The following is a 16,603-nucleotide window of genomic DNA, read 5'->3' as shown; positions in this document are numbered from 1 at the left end:
CCGGTTTTTATCCTGTCAGAGCAACAAAAAACGCGGCCCGAAGGCCGCGTTCTGACTAGTTATGTCTCTAACGCTTGTTAGCGCAGGCGGCCGCTGGCATGGGCCAGCATGGTGTAAACCTTGCCGGTATCGGACGTCAGATAGGTCTGCGTCACCATGTTGTCGCGGTCGTTACGGGCGACATCTTCAAGCAGGCGCTGGAAGTCGTCCATGTAGCGGTCCACAGCGCGGCGGAATTCGCCATCCGTCTGATACTTGCGCTTGATGTCGTCAAAAGTCTGCTGACCCTTGAGCGTGTACAGGCGACGGGTGAAGACGTTGCGCTCGCCACGGCGGTAGCGATCCCAGAGTTCAACCGATGCTTCATGATCGATAGCGCGGGCGATATCGACCGACAGCGAGTTCAGCGATTCAACCACATGGCTTGGCGAACGCGGAGCGGCGGTTGGCTGTGCCTTTGGTTGAACGGCTTCTTCTTCCTCACGCGATGCGCGGGCAAGGAGATCGGAAACCCAGCCGCGAGGCTTTTCAGCGGTGGCAGCAGGTGCCGTTGCTGCCGGAGCCTTGGGCATTTCAACCGGACGCTGGCGAACGGCAACATCAGCCTGTGCGACCGGAGCTGCCGAGGGCTGAACTGGTGCCTGAACAGGAGCCGGGCGCTGTGCAGCGGGTGCAGGACGCGAAACCGGACGGTCTGCGCGGCTTTCGCCAACGTCGACCAGACGGCCTGACTTGTTGACGATTTCTGCCAGTTCCTTGAGCGCGCTGATCTGCTCGCTCACGGCCTTGCGCATGGCGGTCGTGGTTTCCTTGGCTTCGGCAGGCATATCGAGAACGCCGCGCTTCAGCTCGCCGCGCGTGGTGTTCAGCTCGGTGCGAATTTCGCCAGCGGTGCGACGGATATCGTCGGTTGCTGCCGAGAACTTCTGGGCTGCCTGCTCGACGATTTCCGAAACGCTTTCGCGCATCTTTTCCGCCGAGGCGCGGGTCTGGCCTTCTGCGCGCTGGAATGCCGAGGCAACCAGAGTTTCGAAGGACTGCATGAGCTTCTCAATACCTTCCGACTTTTCCACGAGGCCGGAAGCCAGCTTGTCGAGCGCCTGCTGGCGGTCGGACAGCGTGGTGACGAGACCATTCTGAGCCGAATTGATCATGTCGGAGGCCGAGGAAAGAACCTTTCCATGGTCTTCGAAACGGTCTGCAATGTCGGCGATCTGCGACAGCGTGCTATCGGAAAGCGCACGCAGCGTACCGATATTGGTGTCGATCAGACCGGTCGAGGCCTGGAACATCTGCGCAGCCCGATTGGTGTTTTCGACGAAGCTGGACGTCGTGTCGACGAGACGCCCGTCGATATCAGTCAGGTTGCGCGTTGCAGCGTCGATCAGCTTGCCAAGCTCGCCATTCGAAGTGGAGAGGCGGTCGATCAGCTCGCTGACATTGTCGGAGAGACCAGCTTTTGCCTGCTGAACAGCTGCGATGGTTTCTGCCGTGCGGTTTGCCAGTGCATTGACCAGCGCGGCATTTTCCGAACGCAGGCGGTCGGTTGCGGCATGGGTTGCTTCTTCAAGCTGCTGTGCCAGACCACGTCCGCTATCGGCAAGGCGCTGTACCAGCGGCTCTGCGGTATCGTTGAGGATCTTGGTGATTTCCTGCGAGCGAGCCGAGAGAACTGCATTGAGTTCACGCGTGCGCTCTTCAAGAGTGACAGCCGTCGTATCCGTAACCTGCGCGATGCGGGCTTCCACAGAACCGAGTTCCATCGTGATGCGCGAGCCAATGTCACCGAGACGGGTGGCAATCGCGTCGGCGCGTTCCACGAGGCGGGCTTCTGTGCCTGCCAGATTGTCGGCAACGCTGACCGAGAAGGTTTCGCTGTGACCGGCAAGGGTCTCGCTCGTCTTCGATGCGGTATCGGCGATGCGAGCCTCGATAGCGCTGAGTTCGCCGGTGAGGCGGTTCTCGATGGCTTCAAGACCGCTCGCGATAGCGCCAGCGCGTTCATTGAGGCGGACTTCTGTACCTGCCAGATTATCGACAACGCTGGCTGCAAAAGCTTCGCTGTGACCGGCAAGGGTCTCGCTGGTCTTGGCAGCCGTATCGGCGATACGGGCTTCGATGGAGCCGAGTTCGCCGGTGAGGCGGGTTTCGATGTCGCCGAGACGTCCGGCAATCGCATCGGCGCGGTCACCGAGACGTGCTTCCGTACCCGACAGATTGTCGATCAGGCGTGCGCTGAAGGCTTCGCCGAAGCCATCCAGAGCCTGACCGGCCTTGGCAGCTTCTGCGGAAAGCGTGCTTGCCGCTTCGCCGATCTTCTCGCGCAGCGAGGTAGCAACAACGCCAGCGCTCTGTTCCAGCGCACGGCGAACATTGTCGACGCCGATAGAAAGCGCCTTTTCCATGGTCTGCGTGCGTTCTTCAATAATGCCGGTCTGGCCTGCGAAAGCATCGTTGATGATGGCGCTGCTATCGGCAATGACGTTACGCAGATTGGCGGTGAGCTCTTCAATCGCGCCGTTCTGACCTGCGAATGCCTGATTGATAACGGCACCGCTTTCAGCGATGACGCTGCGCAGATTGGCGGTGTGTCCTTCGATAATGCCGGTCTGGCCTTCGAAAGCCTGTCCAATAGCGGAAGCGCTGTCGGCAATTGCGCCGCGCAGATTGGCAGTGCGCTGATCCAGAACGTCGCTATGGTCTTGCAGGGACTGGTTAAGCGAAGACGTGCTGTCGCTCAGCGTTGCGCGGATGGCCGCTGCACGCGTTTCAATTGTCTGCTCATGTCCGTTCAGAATATCAACCAGCGAGTCATTGTGGTTGCTCAGAACAGTGCGCAGGCCGCTTGTGCGTTCTTCGACATGACGAACATGTTCACCAAGCGTTGCTTCGAAAGCGTCGCGTCCGGCTGCGATGGATTCGCCGAGCGTTGCCGCGCGTTCGTCCAGAATGCGTGCCAGCGAAGACTGGTTGTCGGCAATGAGCGCCTGAAGCGAGCTGACGCGTTCATCGAAGGTGCGCGCCATGACTTCGCGATTTTCGTTGAAATTATCGCGCATTGCAGCCGTGCGTTCATCCATCAGCTGAGCAAGCATGGCCTGATTGCCGGTGATGACGGTATGCAGAGCGGAAGCGCGTTCTTCCAGCGAACGGGCATGATCGGCAAAGCTCGCATCCAGCAGTGCCGAATGGCTCGCCATTGCCTGCTGCAGCGCATTGGTACGCTCTGCCAGAATGGCGGCATGATTATCGGCGACAGAATTGAGCGCCGATGCGCTGCCGTCAATCGCATTGCGAATGTCATCGGTGCGGGCTGCCAGCGTATCAGCATGGCCGCGAATGACTGCCGAAACGCGGTCGGTTTCTCCTTCGAGCGAAGCGGCCAGTACATCGCGGCTTTCGGCCAGCTTACCAGCGAAGGAAGCTGCCTTTTCACCGAGAAGATTGCCGACGCTTTCACCGATCGAGGTCAGATCGTCGCTGATCTTCGTCTTGGTTTCATCAATCATCGAGCTGAGTGAAGCGCGACCGCCGGAGAAGGTCTCGGCGATTTCACGCGTGCGGGCGATGAGATTTTCGTTGATCTGGCGCGAGCGGGTTTCCAGAGCGGCGTTGAGCTTCTCTGTGCTGCTGTCGAGTGCGTGGGCGCGAGCCTCGAACTCGGAAAGCAGGGCATGGCCGCGTTCAGACAAGGTGCCTTCCAGATTGGCAAGGCGCGTGTCGAACTCACTGACCATCGATTCCGTGGAGCTGCCAAGCAGGTTGGCAATGCCAGCGGCGCGTTCGTCCAGAGCCGTCGTGAAGCGCTCGGAGATCGTGCGGGACTGTTCGTCCAGTGTCGCAATACGCGTGTCGAGCAGATTGGCAAAAGCCTCGCCCGAAGTCGTGATGCGCGAGCCGATATCGCCGGTCCGGGTTTCAATGGCTTCGGCAATAGAACTGCCGCTCTCATTGATGCTGCCAATCAGGCGTTCGCCAGATTCGCTCAACAGCGAGCTGAGCTGCTGGGAAGCAGACAGAACATTGTCGCGAATGATGTTGGATGCGCTCGACAGTTCTTCCTTGAGCTGTTCGTGAGCACCAGAAATCGAGGAGCGGACGCGTTCGGCATGGCTGACAACGGCTTCACGCTCATTGCCCAGATCGCCGACCAGCGAACGAATGCGAACTTCATTGTCGCTATAAGCGCGCTCAAGCTGATTGACTTCAGACTGAACGAGGGTTTCCAGCTCAACAGCACGGGCAAGCGTGCGTTCGATGCCTTCGTTCATTGCAGCCACTTCGCGGCGGACAGCCTGGCTCAGCGTCGAAACGCGGTCAGCCGATACGGCTTCCGGCTGAAGCAGCTTCATGGCGGCTTCAGACATGCTGCGCGCGGCGTTATGCATTTCCTGTGCGCGCTTCACAAGCTGCGCAAAGCCCCAGAACATGGCGACGGGCAGGGCAACGCCTGCAACCACACCAATGCCAGCAGGCGAAGTGAAGAAGTCCTTGGTGGCTTCAAGACTGGAGAAAACAGTCGGATCGATAGCCTTGCTAAGTGCAACGCCACCGGCGGCCCAAAGCACGCTGATGGCTGTGGTGGTCCAGTAAAGCTTGGACGAACGTTCGGTCACGCGGCGCGGCGCGGTTGCGATAGCGCGGTCGTTGCGGGAGTCGTCGTTGGCGGGCGTGCGTGCTGCAGGCGTGGCAACGCTAACGGTCGCTGCCGGTGCAACAGGACGCAGGATGGCCTCCGGAGCTTCCGGCACGTCTGCAAGCTGAGGCGAGGGAGCGGCTTGCTTCGTGTCAGGCTTAACCGGGGTAGGCTTGTGCGGCGTATTGGCGACGATTTGCTGAATTGCTGGCGCGGCTTTGACCACCGGCGGCACAGGCGGCGCGGCAGGCGTGGCGATAACGGATGCAGAAACGACTGGCGCAACCCTGGTTTCGATTGCCGCTGATGCGACTTTCGCAGGTTCTGCTGCCTTCGTCTTCTGTTCCGCGACCAGCTCTTCAGCGGCGCGCGAAATCTGCTCTTCCAGATCGTCGACCGAGAAGCTCTCGTCGAACGCACTTAAGTCCATATCGATATCGAGATCATCGCCGAAGTCGATGTCGAGTGCCTGTTCTAGTGCCTTTTCAACCTCAAGGTCGAGCTTCTGTGCCTTGGATTTGGAAGCCATTGTTCGCCTACCTCGTACTCAATTACCGTGACGGCCGGATCGTCAAAGAGCCGTTACTAAACTTTATCCGCCATTTTGCATCGTACCGGCTCGGTCCTGTTAAGGAAATAGGCGACGCCCGCTGATGCCTAAAACTTTAAATACAAGGTTAACAGAAAACGTTTGGCTTCACTAAAATGCGATGTTTCCGGGCTTTTTGCAATTATTAGCAAGTTGTGGAAATCGGCAGGGGTCGCTTTTTGCGGCTCGAAAGGCGGTGCGAATTCGTTAACAAAATTGCCCGTATTTCGAATTTACGTTCCGGTATTGCAACTTTAAGATGTATTGCCTGGGCGCAGGATTCGTTGATCCGATTGTCTGCATTCCCATTTTTCTCATCATATGCCCCAATCTTGCACAACGGCAAGGCAGAGTTTTGCAGAAAACCTTTTATATCACCGCTGGCGCAGCCGCTTTTACATTATATAACACGGCATATTGGCGCAGTTGGGCTTAACGGGGCTCTCACAGTTGAAACTAGGGCCGGAACGCCGTATCTGCCTTTGCGAGATTATGCGTGCAGATCCCAATTTCAGGTGATCCGCCGCAAGGGATAAAAGATCGCGTGGTTTCACGCGTTTCAAGGAATGAAAATGACCAAGATCGTATTCGTATCCGCAGACGGCGCGGCACGTACCGAAGTAGAGGCCGATAACGGTTCCAGCGTAATGGAAGCGGCCATTCGCAATGGCATTCCGGGCATCGATGCCGAATGCGGCGGCGCCTGCGCCTGCGCAACCTGCCACGTTTATGTCGATGAAGAATGGACCGAGACAGTTGGCGGACCCGATCCGATGGAAGAGGACATGCTGGATTTCGCCTATGAGGTGCGTCCGAATTCGCGCCTTTCCTGTCAGATCCGCGTGACCGATGCTATCGACGGTCTCGTCGTGCAGGTTCCGGAACGCCAGAACTAAGAGGATGGCAGCCACTCCGGGGATCGGTATAAAAAGCGATATAGCGATCATCGGGGCAGGGCCGGTTGCCCTCTTCGCCGTTTTCCAGCTCGGCCTGTTCGGGTTCAAATGCCAGCTGATAGACGCGTTGGATCGGCCGGGCGGACAATGCACCGTCTTTTATCCTGACAAGCCGATCTTCGATATTCCGGGCTTCCCGACAATTATGGGCGACGAGCTGGCGTCGCGGCTCCTGGAACAGATCGCGCCTTACGGTCCCACATTCCATTACGGTCAAACCGTAATGATGCTGGAACGCGTCGGAGAGCGCTTTGCCCTGACGACGGACAAGGCGATCTCAATCAAGGCTGATGCCGTGGTGATTGCTTCAGGTCTGGGGGCGTTCGGACCGGATGGTCAGATCGTGCGACCCGATCCATTGACCGGGCTTGGCTTGGAGAGGGCAGGCAATGCGATTGCTGTTTCGCCTGAAAGCTTTGCGACGTCACAGCCCGATATCTATGCGATTGGTGATGCCTGCCATTATCCGGGCAAGCTGAAGCTGATCCTGTCGGGCTTTCATGAAGCTGCTCTCATGACGCAGGCTGTGCGCAAGAGATTGCAGAAAGCCGGATCCCAGTAATCAGCGCGGCAGCTGGTTCATCTTTTCAAGACGATAGGTCAAAAGGCGCTCGAAGCGCTTTTCAAAATTAATAGTTTCGACGCGGTCGAAGCGCTGTTGCGCCTCATCATGGGCTTCCATGAGACGCGCTGTGATCTTGTCGATATCCTTGCGCAGAACGGCGCAATCCGAACGCGAAGGAAGTGCACGAATCTGCCGTTCCATCTCGCTGGCATGGCTGCGCGCAATGACGATGTGGCTTTCCTCGTGACGGCGAATGTCCTGATAGAGCGTGTCCCAGATCAGCGCCAGTTCCGGCGTCGCCTTGCGGCGCTGCGCCCAGCGCGGCAACGAAACTTTCGCGTGAACATTGACATAAACGTCCTGCACCTTGCAGGATTTTCCCGGCGCGCGGCCATAACGGACCTTGGCGTCAAAGCGGATTTCCGCTGCACCCGGATGATGTTGTCCGGTTTTCTTCAGAAAGGGGCCGCTGCGGGACAGTGCCTTATCCAGTTCAGCTGCGGTCTTGCCATTGATGGTGTAATATTTGAATTCGCGGAAGATTGAGGCGGCGTCAGCCTGAGATGCAAAGATTGCCAGAGCTGCGCCAAAAGCCAGAATCCGCTTTTTGAAAATCATATCCTGGCACCTTTTTTCTAAACTCTGAATAAACTCAATTTTTGCCGTCGCAGCTTGGCATGCAAACGTCAAGAGAACTATAACGCATCTCGTTAAATGACATTCGGCCAGCTTGGTTGCATAGCGGGCCTTAATTAGCATCTATACAGGAATAACCGGAAATGGCGAAAATCTGGCATCTGGCTCACGGGCGCAGCCTTGAGTTCGGGGAAAAGTCCGTGATCATGGGCATTCTCAATGTCACGCCGGATTCCTTTTCCGACGGCGGGCATCATAGCGAGTTCGAAACAGCGCTCGCCGCTGCCGGAAAGATGCTTGAGGACGGCGCTACTATCATTGATGTTGGCGGGGAATCGACCCGTCCGGGCGCGGAAAGCGTCGATGCGATAACCGAACAGGGCCGTGTCGTGCCGGTCATCAAGGCGCTGACGGAACGTTTCGGCTGCATTATCTCGGTTGACACGTATCGGGCATCGACCGCCAGAGCGGCAGTTGAGGCCGGTGCTCATATCGTCAATGACATATGGGGCTTGCAGCGCGAACCGGCTATTGCCGAGGTTGCCCGCGAAACCGGAGCTGGGCTTGTTATCATGCATACGACCCGCGACCGGGAAACTGATCCCGATGTCATCGAAGATCGCGCCGTCTTCCTGAACAAGTCACTGGAGATTGCAGCAGCGGCAGATATTGATCGATCCCGCATTGTTCTCGACCCGGGTTTCGGCTTCGGCAAGACTGTCGAAGACGACGTGGTTTTGATGGCGCGGATGGAGGAGTTGCAGCGTTTTGGCTATCCGTGGCTGGTCGGCACCTCCCGCAAACGCTTTGTGGGCACGATCACAGGTGAGACCGACCCATTGAAGCGTGATATAGCTACATCTGCGACTTCGGTGGCATTGCGACTGGCAGGAGCCGACATCTTTCGCGTTCACAATGTCGCTTTTAATAGAGACGCTCTTGCAGTTGCGGATGCTATCCTGCAAGTGAAGCGCAGCGAAAACAGAAAGTGAAGCCGTGTACACGATCCGGATTATGAATTGCGCATTCTTTGCGCACCACGGCGTGTTCGATGAAGAACACAAACTCGGTCAGCGTTTTTATGTCGACGCTATTCTGGATGTCGATCCGGGCAATGCGCTGGAAAGCGACGATATTGAAGGCACCGTCCATTATGGGACGGCTTTCACGGTGATTGAGGAGATCATCACCGGTCGCCAGCGCTATCTGATCGAGACTCTGGCGCTTGATGTCGCCAAAGCTCTGAGCAAGCGGTTTCCGCAGGTCAAGCGTGCGGAAATTACCGTTCGCAAGCCCAATGCGCCGGTGCCGGGTGTTCTGGATCATGTCGAGGTTACGGTGGTTTATCCGCAGTGAGCGTAGACGCAGGACCTTATCGCGCCTGGCTTGGCCTTGGCGGGAATATTGACGACCCCGTCATTTCAATGGCCAGTGCGTTGCGTATGCTGGATGCGCGCGCTGATACAAACGTCGTGGCTGTTTCGTCCGTTTACCGCACCCCGCCATGGGGCAAGACAGATCAGGCTTGGTTTCACAACGCCTGCGCAGAGTTGGAAACCAGGCTCGAACCGCTTGAGCTTATTGCGACCTGTCTCGATGTCGAGCGCTCGCTGAAGCGTGTGCGGTTGGAGCGTTGGGGCCCGCGTATTATCGATATCGACATTCTTGCGATGAAAGACGCTGCCGGGCAGCCGATAACGATGGCGCTGCCGGAGCTTCAGCTCCCCCATCCGCGCATGCAGGAACGGGCTTTCGTGCTTGTGCCGCTCAACGATATAGCGCCGTCATTGGTGGTTGCCGGGCGTAGCGTTGCCGAATGGAAAGCGGATGTTCCATCATCCGAAATAGAAAAAGCCCGCACGGATGCGGGCTGGTGGAACCAATAAAGCTCAAGAAAGGTTCCGATCTTAACGGAATCGTCGGAACCGCTCTATCTAGTTGTTTTCACGCATTATCCTACGCAAAACCGCTTCGCACTTTTGCTGGAAATGCTCTAAGCAATCAGTTCTTGGCGATGCTGCCGACGGCGACATTATCAATGCGCTTGAGGCTCATGCCGATGACCGGAACGAGTTCCTTTTCGACACGCACCGACACGGTGACATTCATCGTGTTCTGATCCGAAACGCGAGCCAGCATGGCGCCGTTCAGCTGTTTGCGATTGAGGCCGAAAACCATCTTGTTGCCGCTGACAGAGCCCGACGTGACATCGAGGCCTTTGCCTTCGGACCCGTCATTGAACTTGCCGGAATAACCGGAGCCGACGCGCGTGACGGTTGCCTTCATGGGCTGCGAAAAGACGCCGACGCGGCAGCTGCCGTCCAGTGTCATGCCAACCGCATCGTCCGGTGTGGAACCAGCGAGATTGCAGACGAATTTGGTGCCCTTGTACTTGCCGGCAACGATTTCACCGGGACCGGACCACTGGCCTTCGATCGTCTGGAAAAACTGCTTGTCCTTGTCTGCGGCCAGAACCGGCGCAGCGGAAAGCGAGACGGGCAGCAGCGTCAGGCAGGCAGCGATGCAATTCTTCATAGTCGGCTCTGTCCCGGAATTTGCGACCTCAACTGGACGCCATTCCTAATCGTTGTTGGTCAGCATGTCACGACCGAATGTCGTGTCATACGCTGCAAAAAGCCGGAATGACCGGCAATGTCAGAAACAATCGGACTGAATGGGCACATCAAAACAGGATTATGCCAAACGACCAGATCACTCGATTCTGACGCAGGATTTCTATCTGCTAATAATCGTCTTGAATGGTTAACGCTTGGTTTTCATCGGGCTGAAAGTCAGACTGTTTTCCCCGAAAACTCACGGCTGTGTTTTACCCGTCGAAGCCTTTCCGGACTTCGATGCGGCCGTTCTATCGGCATTAACGCGGGCCAGATCACCAATGAAATCGCTGACGCCGGGGCGTCTTTCTGCATTGAACGGGAAGGGGCGCACGACGTCCATCGCCGCTATGCCGATCCGCGCAGTCATGAGGCCGTTAACCACGCCTTCGCCGAGTTTGGCCGACAGCCGCGATGCCAGACCCTGACCGACCAGCTGCTGGATCACGCTGTCGCCCATGGCGAGTGTTCCGGTGACGGCCAGATGGGCGAGAACGCGCCGTGCAAGCTTGATGAAGCCCAGTGTGCCGGGTCTGCCGCCGTAAAGCTGCGAAAGCCTGCGAATGAGCCGCGCCGACTCAAAAATCACATAGCCAATATCAACCAGCGCTCGCGGGCTGATCGCTGTGACGATCGATACACGCTTCGATGCATTGAGAATGAGCGCGCGCGCTTCGCGGTCGAGCGGGCGCAAAATTTCGGTTTCCGCAAGCCGGATCAGATCGCGCCCATCGATAATGTCGTCGGTCAAACCGTCGAGAAGCTGACGTCCACGCGCCGTTTCCGGCAAATTGGCCGCAATGGCGCGCAAGTCATCAACCGCTTTGCGGGCGGCAGCCATATCGTCACGCTCGGCGGCGTCCGCTGCGTCCTTGCGCAGATGCTGCACAGAGGCGAGCCGTCGCAGGGCCAGCAATTCCCTGGTTATGATGGCGATGAATGCGGCGAGGGCTACAAGCGCCACTGCCAGTGCGGTCCAGCCAAGCCAGTCGGCACGGGCAAAAAGCGCCTGAATAAGGTCTTCTGTCCAGATGCCGACGGCGAAGGAAACCAAAATGCCTAATGCGCCGGTCAGGATTTTTCCAAGCGACCATCCGCCGAACCAGCCTTTGCGTTTCGGCGCCTCGAAAGCTGGATCAAGGATTGCGAGTTCGGCGGCTTCTTCGTCGCTGAGTTCGAAAATATCGGGCTCAACGACGATCTGCTCCAGATCTTTTACGGCACGAGGACGGCGTGGCGTCTCATCAGGGGCTTCCGGGAGAGGCTTTGCGCGGGGCGGAGTATCAACCTTGAAGGAAGTCGGTTTGCGCGGTGTATCATCGCTCATGCCAGACGATCTCCGATCAGGAACTGAAGGGCGCGGTCCAGCCTTATGTGCGGGAGCGACAGCGTCACACCCTCGGCAGTGCGTTCAAGGCGTGGAGGGCGGAACCGGACGAAGCGAATGGCAGGGTCTTCCGGCGTGGAAAACTGTTCAAAAATTACATTAGGGTTCTTTGGCAAGTCACCGGGAAATATAGCTGTTTCCGTTCCACCATCAAATATCTCACCATCGATACGCTCGCCCTTGAGCGGTGTGCCGACGATGACGGGGAGAACCTCTTTTCCTTGCGTGACGGTCGCTTCGCGGGTTGCCCGGACTGCCGCCATGGCCAGAACATCAATGTCTGCGCCTGAAAAATTGGCGCGCTCGATGGCGCGTTCCACAAGACGACGCACAATGGCCTGCAAGCGGTCATGGCTTTCATGATGCAGATGGTCGGCCTTGGTTGCGGCCACCAAAATACGCCCGATGCGGCGCTGGATAAGGCCAGTCAGGAGATTGGCACGTCCGGGCCGGAAACAGGACAGAATGTCGGTTAACGCACGTTCGAGGTCCGCCACCACAGCGCCGCCAGCGTTCATGGCCTGCATGGCGTCGATCAGCACGATCTGGCGGTCCAGTCGCGCAATGTGTTCGCGGAAGAACGGTTTCACGACATAGGTCTTATAGGCCTCGTAACGCCGTTCCATCATGGCAGCGAGCGATCCGGCCTTAATGTCGTTCTGTGAGAGATTGGGCAGTGGAGCAAAGGTCAGGGCAGGCGAGCCGTCGAGATCACCCGGCATCAGGAACCGACCGGGCGGCAAAGTGGAAAGCGCACGCTCGTCGGCTTTGCCAGCACGCAGATAGGCGGTGAAGCTCTTGACCAGCCGCTGCGCCGTCAATTCGTCGGCCTTTTCGGTCGGATCGACCGAGGCAGCTTCCACCAGCCAAGGCTGCGCCAGATCGATATGGGTCGGTTCGTTGGCAAGCGCGAAGGAATCTGCACTAAATTCGGCATAGCTTTTGCCGAGCAACGGCAGATCAAGCAGCCATTCACCGGGATAATCGACAATATCAACCGAAAGCCGCCCGGGAGACAGCCAGCGTCCCCATGCAGAAGCCGTTTCATATTCAATAGTCAGGCGTAGCTGCGAAATGGCGCGTGTGGAATCCGGCCAGATGCGCTCATCGATAAGCGCCGATAGATGTTCTTCATATTGAAAGCGCGGAACGGCGTCGTCTGGCTGCGGCTCGAGAAGCGCGCGGGAAATCCGGCCTGACTTATAAGCTTCGAACATCGGCAGCCTGCCGCCATGAACGAGATTATGCACCAGTGCCGTGATGAAAACCGTTTTACCTGCGCGGGACAGGCCTGTCACACCTAGGCGTAGCGAAGGAGAAAGAAGCCCGGTCGCACGTTCCGTCAATGTGTCCAGTGCGATTTTGGCTTCATCGCCGATACTGGTAAGCTTTGCCAATGATGTCCTCGCAGGGTGAATCCCAATTCACGCTATAAATAAGATGACGGGCCCATTTCGCAAGAAGAGGCCCCGTCCGCATCATCTTTCAAGCTTACGGCTGCGGAAAACTTTCAAGAAATCCGTGTTCACTGCTGAGATCGCTCAGCTTTCCAGAAAAGGATATGGTGGCGAGAGCGGCTGTCGGAAAACCGGCATGCAGCCGGTCGAGACTGTCTGGATCACCTTTTTCGCATAGTGCAAGCGCCAGATCTTCCATGCTTGGATTGTGCCCGACCAGCATCAGCGTCTCGACATCGCCATGCGTGCGGATGGATCGAAGATATTCTGCTGCGCCGCCGCTGTAGATTTCGTCGTCGATGACAGTTTCCACCTCGACGCTCAGCCTTTCCAGCAGGCCGAAGGCGGTTTCCCGCGTACGGGAGGAGCCGGACAACACAACGCGGTCGGGCAGGAGGCCTGTTGCGCGCATCGCCGCGGCAAGTCGATCAAGCGCAGCGTGACCTTCCGCATCCAGCGGTCGGTCGTAGTCTTTCATCCCGGGCTTTGCCCAAACGGCTTTGGCATGTCGTAGGAGAAGCAATCGACTCATCTGTACCGTCCCGAACCTGATTACACAGATGTTTTGCCATGAATTTTGCTAAAATGCGCGGTGGTTGCGCTGTTGGTTGTGATTTTCCACCATTGCCTGACGTTATTCACAGCGGATTTATGCCAATTTATTGGGCAGAATAGAGCAACGAAATCTGAATTAGTGAATTGATGTTTCCCATTGCAATCTAAATTTAATCGTCGATGTCATCCTCCAGACATAATGGGCGGAGTATCTGTTGCGCGCGTCTTTTGCACAATTTTTTTGCAAATACACACAAAATTGATGCACTAAAAAGTAGTGGGATACGTTTCTTTGATGTTGTGTCGACTGGACGATGGACTTATATAACCGCACGCGTCTCCTAGATGTGGGGTGATTCAGAATGAGTGAATTAATCGACCTTGACTATAGGCCCACTGAAGACGAACCGTTCATGAATGAACGGCAGAAGTCTTATTTCCGCGCGAAGTTGATCGCGTGGAGGAATGATATTCTGCGCGAAGCGCGTGAAACGCTTGAAGCGCTACAGCAGGAAAATGCAAACCATCCCGACCTGGCGGATAGGGCATCCTCCGAAACGGACCGGGCAATTGAGCTTAGGGCTCGCGACAGACAGCGGAAGCTGATTTCCAAGATTGATGCGGCTCTGAGCCGGATTGACGAAGGCACTTATGGTTTCTGTGAAGAAACCGGCGAGCCAATCAGCCTGAAGCGTCTGGATGCACGCCCAATCGCGACGTTGTCTATTGAGGCGCAGGAACGTCATGAGCGTCGTGAAAAAGTTTATCGCGACGACTAAAACATAACGTTGGTTTGAGAAATTTCGAAGGCTGCGGGCGACCGCAGCCTTTTGTTTTTGCATATGCATCAAAAGTCATGACCTCCACCAGAGGTGGAGGTTTGGAACGCTACGCTTGAACCACTAGAAGTGGTTTTGTTATGTGCTAGTAAGAGCCCTTAAAAAGGTCGGCATGGTCTGAAACCTTGTCGGCCTTTTCCTGATTGCGGATATAACGTCTAACGACCTGTTCATCGTAACCGATGGTCGAAACGAAGTATCCTCGCGCCCAAAAGTGATAACCGCGATATTTGCGCTTCTTTGCATATTTATTGGCAACATAAAGCGCCGTCTTGCCCTTCAGAAACCCGACAATGTGCGCCACCGAATATTTCGGTGGGATCGATATCAGCATATGCACGTGGTCCGGCATCAGGTGTCCTTCTTCTATCCGGCACCCTTTTTGCAAGCTCAATCGAATAAACAAATCCCGTAGCTCAAGGCGAAGGTCGCCATAAAGCCGCTTCGTGCGGTATTTGCTGCCAAAAACCACATGATATTGGCAGACCCACGTCGCATGTGTAAGATGGTTATCGTCCATTATAACCTCCGGTTTCGATCACTTCGTGATCCAAGCCGGAGGTTTCTTTCATACTGCGTGAAACTCTTCCAATCCTCCGCCAGAGGCGAAGGTTTTCTTCTCATGAAATGAAAACGCCAGCGGCATAAACCGCTGGCGCTTCAATCTTAGAGCATTTCCAGCAAAAGTGCGAAGCGCCTACGCGGGGAACTCAGTCCACTGGACTGAGTTCTGGTCCCGCTTCGATGCGTAGGATAATGCGTCAAAACAAATAGATTGAGCGGTTCCACGATTCCGTTTTAACCGGAACCGCTCTAAAACAACAGTTCGCTTATGGGCGGGTTTCGTTCTTTGTCAGTTCACCGAGAAGCTTTTCCATCTCGTCTTCAATATCGTCTGATGGTGTATCGTCGGTCGCTGAGATATCGAGTGAGCTTAGCAGTTCATCCTCGAAGAAGTCAGCCGTCAGATCCGGTTCCGCAGTAGGTGCTTCTTCCTTGGCCGGTACTGCTTCCGTTTCGAGGTCAGCCATGATCGCGTCGTGCAAGGCGCCGCCCAGTCCTTCCAGTCCGTCATCTTCCGTTGCCGGAGCCGATTGCGTCGACGCGGCAACTGTCACTTCCGGCTCGACGCGCTTAGGTTCTGCTACGCTGGTGAAATCCGGCGTTACGGTGGACGAAACGGATGGGCTGGTCACATCGAGTGGCGGCGTAGGTGCAGTTGTTGGAGCGGCAACCGGTTCACGCTCTGGAACGATGCTGCCAAGGTTTGCGGAAGCGACGGTTGCAGCAGCAGCGCCAGCCGCCACGGTAGCCGTAGTCGCCAGATTTGAGGTGGAGCTGACCACGCCGCGCGATACCTGGCTGAGCGGATAGGCAGGATGGGCGCGTGCAGGCGGCTGCGAAGGCTGCGGCGGCTGAGCCGGAAGTACGGTGCGCGGCTGCGGCGGATAATTCGGAGCGGGTCTTGGTTGTGGACGGTTTTGGGGCGCTGCCTGTACGGGTGGTGCGACCGGAGGGCGGGCAGGTGCCTGCGGGGCCGCGGGAGCAACAGTCGGTGCCACCGGCGGGCGTGGCGGCACACGCGGTGCAACAACCTGCGGGGCTTCCTGCCGGACCGGTTCTTCCTTTGGCGGTTCCGGCTTGCGATAGACCGGCGTCTCGATAGCCGAGCTGAGCTGGATCGCTTCATCCTTTTCCGGCGCTGATTCTGGCACGGAGTTTTGTGATGACAGAGCAGGGCGCTCGCTTACATCGCTGGCAATCGTCGCCTCGTGCTGGCGAAAGCGCTCGATATGTTCCGGCTCGATGCGCGAAGTCTGCACGCGGGCATGCGCACGTGATTCCATGACGATATTCTGTTCGACCACCACATCGGTCGGGCCGCCGATGAGCAGCAGATGCTCGACATCATCGCGACGAATGAGAACCAGCTTGCGGCGGCTATCGACCGCTGCGGCATCCATAACGGAGAGGCGTGGCTGGCGCGACCGGCTGTTCGATGTGAAGCTGCCCCCGCTGAAACGGCGGATAATACTCAAGACAACGAAAATTCCGCCGAGAATGATCGCAAATATAAGCACAAAGCCGACAATATTAGCCGCGCTTTCTCCAACGATGCCGCTGAGCCATTCCTTCATGCGGATACCCTCTTAAATTCTATATTCGAAAAACGATGATGAAACGGAGATTGCGCATCCCCCGACATTCCGCATCATCGCGTAACTTGCATTTTCAGGACAGTAGTTGAATTTGCAAGCGTTGGGAATGTTCTATCAAATTGTGGGCGAAATGCGGGAAATCTATGAACGCCCATCAAAACAGTGAAAAACGACCCGGTTTACACCGTTTCCGTGTAGCAACGCTTGTG

14 protein-coding genes and 1 pseudogene are annotated in these 16,603 nt (G+C 56.7%); 6 read left to right on the top strand and 9 right to left on the bottom strand.

Annotated features, from left to right (window positions below; all coding sequences use genetic code 11):
* Nucleotides 1–77: 77 nt before the first annotated feature.
* On the bottom strand, nucleotides 78–2,513 hold the full coding sequence (locus ACTJKP_RS13320) for a hypothetical protein (RefSeq protein ID WP_440631088.1): 2,436 nt from the start codon (nucleotides 2,511–2,513) through the stop codon (nucleotides 78–80).
* Nucleotides 2,514–2,606: 93 nt separating this feature from the next.
* A pseudogene (locus ACTJKP_RS13315) lies at nucleotides 2,607–5,188 on the bottom strand (kinesin); the annotation flags it as partial.
* A gap of 609 nt (nucleotides 5,189–5,797) precedes the next feature.
* Here ACTJKP_RS13315 and ACTJKP_RS13310 point away from each other — a divergent pair.
* Complete coding sequence (locus tag ACTJKP_RS13310) at nucleotides 5,798–6,121, top strand: 2Fe-2S iron-sulfur cluster-binding protein (protein ID WP_078338655.1); 324 nt, start codon at nucleotides 5,798–5,800, stop codon at nucleotides 6,119–6,121.
* Nucleotides 6,122–6,125: 4 nt separating this feature from the next.
* Complete coding sequence (locus ACTJKP_RS13305; protein WP_440631002.1) at nucleotides 6,126–6,743, top strand: FAD-dependent oxidoreductase; 618 nt, start codon at nucleotides 6,126–6,128, stop codon at nucleotides 6,741–6,743.
* Here ACTJKP_RS13305 and ACTJKP_RS13300 read toward each other — a convergent pair whose 3' ends face one another.
* Nucleotides 6,744–7,364 (bottom strand): DUF922 domain-containing Zn-dependent protease, encoded by a 621-nt coding sequence (locus tag ACTJKP_RS13300; protein ID WP_078338570.1) that lies wholly within the window; start codon nucleotides 7,362–7,364, stop codon nucleotides 6,744–6,746.
* A 161-nt stretch (nucleotides 7,365–7,525) separates the two neighbouring features.
* Between ACTJKP_RS13300 and folP the strand changes: the two genes are divergently transcribed.
* The 3 genes from folP to folK all read left to right on the top strand — a co-directional run bounded on the left by folP (nucleotide 7,526) and on the right by folK (nucleotide 9,268).
* Nucleotides 7,526–8,374, top strand: a complete 849-nt coding sequence (folP, locus tag ACTJKP_RS13295; RefSeq protein ID WP_440631001.1) for a dihydropteroate synthase — start codon at nucleotides 7,526–7,528, stop codon at nucleotides 8,372–8,374.
* Nucleotides 8,375–8,378: 4 nt separating this feature from the next.
* Nucleotides 8,379–8,738 carry a dihydroneopterin aldolase gene (gene folB / locus ACTJKP_RS13290; RefSeq protein WP_078338572.1) on the top strand — a complete coding sequence of 120 codons (360 nt, stop codon included), beginning with the start codon at nucleotides 8,379–8,381 and terminating at the stop codon, nucleotides 8,736–8,738.
* A gap of 68 nt (nucleotides 8,739–8,806) precedes the next feature.
* Nucleotides 8,807–9,268, top strand: coding sequence for a 2-amino-4-hydroxy-6-hydroxymethyldihydropteridine diphosphokinase (gene folK / locus ACTJKP_RS13285; protein WP_440631086.1), 462 nt, complete (start codon nucleotides 8,807–8,809; stop codon nucleotides 9,266–9,268).
* A gap of 115 nt (nucleotides 9,269–9,383) precedes the next feature.
* Here folK and ACTJKP_RS13280 read toward each other — a convergent pair whose 3' ends face one another.
* The 4 genes from ACTJKP_RS13280 to ACTJKP_RS13265 all read right to left on the bottom strand — a co-directional run bounded on the left by ACTJKP_RS13280 (nucleotide 9,384) and on the right by ACTJKP_RS13265 (nucleotide 13,373).
* The gene (locus ACTJKP_RS13280) at nucleotides 9,384–9,917 is read right to left on the bottom strand and encodes a hypothetical protein (protein ID WP_078338574.1); all 534 of its coding nucleotides are present in this window, start codon (nucleotides 9,915–9,917) and stop codon (nucleotides 9,384–9,386) included.
* A gap of 279 nt (nucleotides 9,918–10,196) precedes the next feature.
* Complete coding sequence (locus ACTJKP_RS13275) at nucleotides 10,197–11,324, bottom strand: YcjF family protein (protein WP_440631000.1); 1,128 nt, start codon at nucleotides 11,322–11,324, stop codon at nucleotides 10,197–10,199.
* Nucleotides 11,321–12,781, bottom strand: coding sequence for a YcjX family protein (locus tag ACTJKP_RS13270; RefSeq protein WP_440630999.1), 1,461 nt, complete (start codon nucleotides 12,779–12,781; stop codon nucleotides 11,321–11,323). Before ACTJKP_RS13270 ends, ACTJKP_RS13275 begins: the two co-directional genes overlap by 4 nt.
* A gap of 94 nt (nucleotides 12,782–12,875) precedes the next feature.
* Nucleotides 12,876–13,373, bottom strand: a complete 498-nt coding sequence (locus ACTJKP_RS13265; RefSeq protein WP_440630998.1) for a SixA phosphatase family protein — start codon at nucleotides 13,371–13,373, stop codon at nucleotides 12,876–12,878.
* Between the two features lie 385 nt (nucleotides 13,374–13,758).
* Here ACTJKP_RS13265 and dksA point away from each other — a divergent pair, with 385 nt between their 5' ends.
* On the top strand, nucleotides 13,759–14,175 hold the full coding sequence (dksA, locus tag ACTJKP_RS13260; protein ID WP_078338578.1) for an RNA polymerase-binding protein DksA: 417 nt from the start codon (nucleotides 13,759–13,761) through the stop codon (nucleotides 14,173–14,175).
* A gap of 145 nt (nucleotides 14,176–14,320) precedes the next feature.
* Here dksA and tnpA read toward each other — a convergent pair whose 3' ends face one another.
* Together tnpA and ACTJKP_RS13250 are read right to left on the bottom strand one after the other, a co-directional pair.
* Entirely contained in the window at nucleotides 14,321–14,755 is a 435-nt protein-coding gene (gene tnpA / locus ACTJKP_RS13255) for an IS200/IS605 family transposase (RefSeq protein ID WP_440630997.1), read from the bottom strand.
* Between the two features lie 310 nt (nucleotides 14,756–15,065).
* Nucleotides 15,066–16,373 carry a flagellar biosynthetic protein FliO gene (locus tag ACTJKP_RS13250; RefSeq protein ID WP_440630996.1) on the bottom strand — a complete coding sequence of 436 codons (1,308 nt, stop codon included), beginning with the start codon at nucleotides 16,371–16,373 and terminating at the stop codon, nucleotides 15,066–15,068.
* Nucleotides 16,374–16,603: the final 230 nt, after the last annotated feature.

It is taken from the genome of Brucella sp. 22210 (assembly GCF_052045675.1).
Lineage (GTDB): Bacteria > Pseudomonadota > Alphaproteobacteria > Rhizobiales > Rhizobiaceae > Brucella.
Note: the sequence above shows the minus strand (reverse complement) of the source record. Positions and strands in the feature narration are given on the sequence as shown.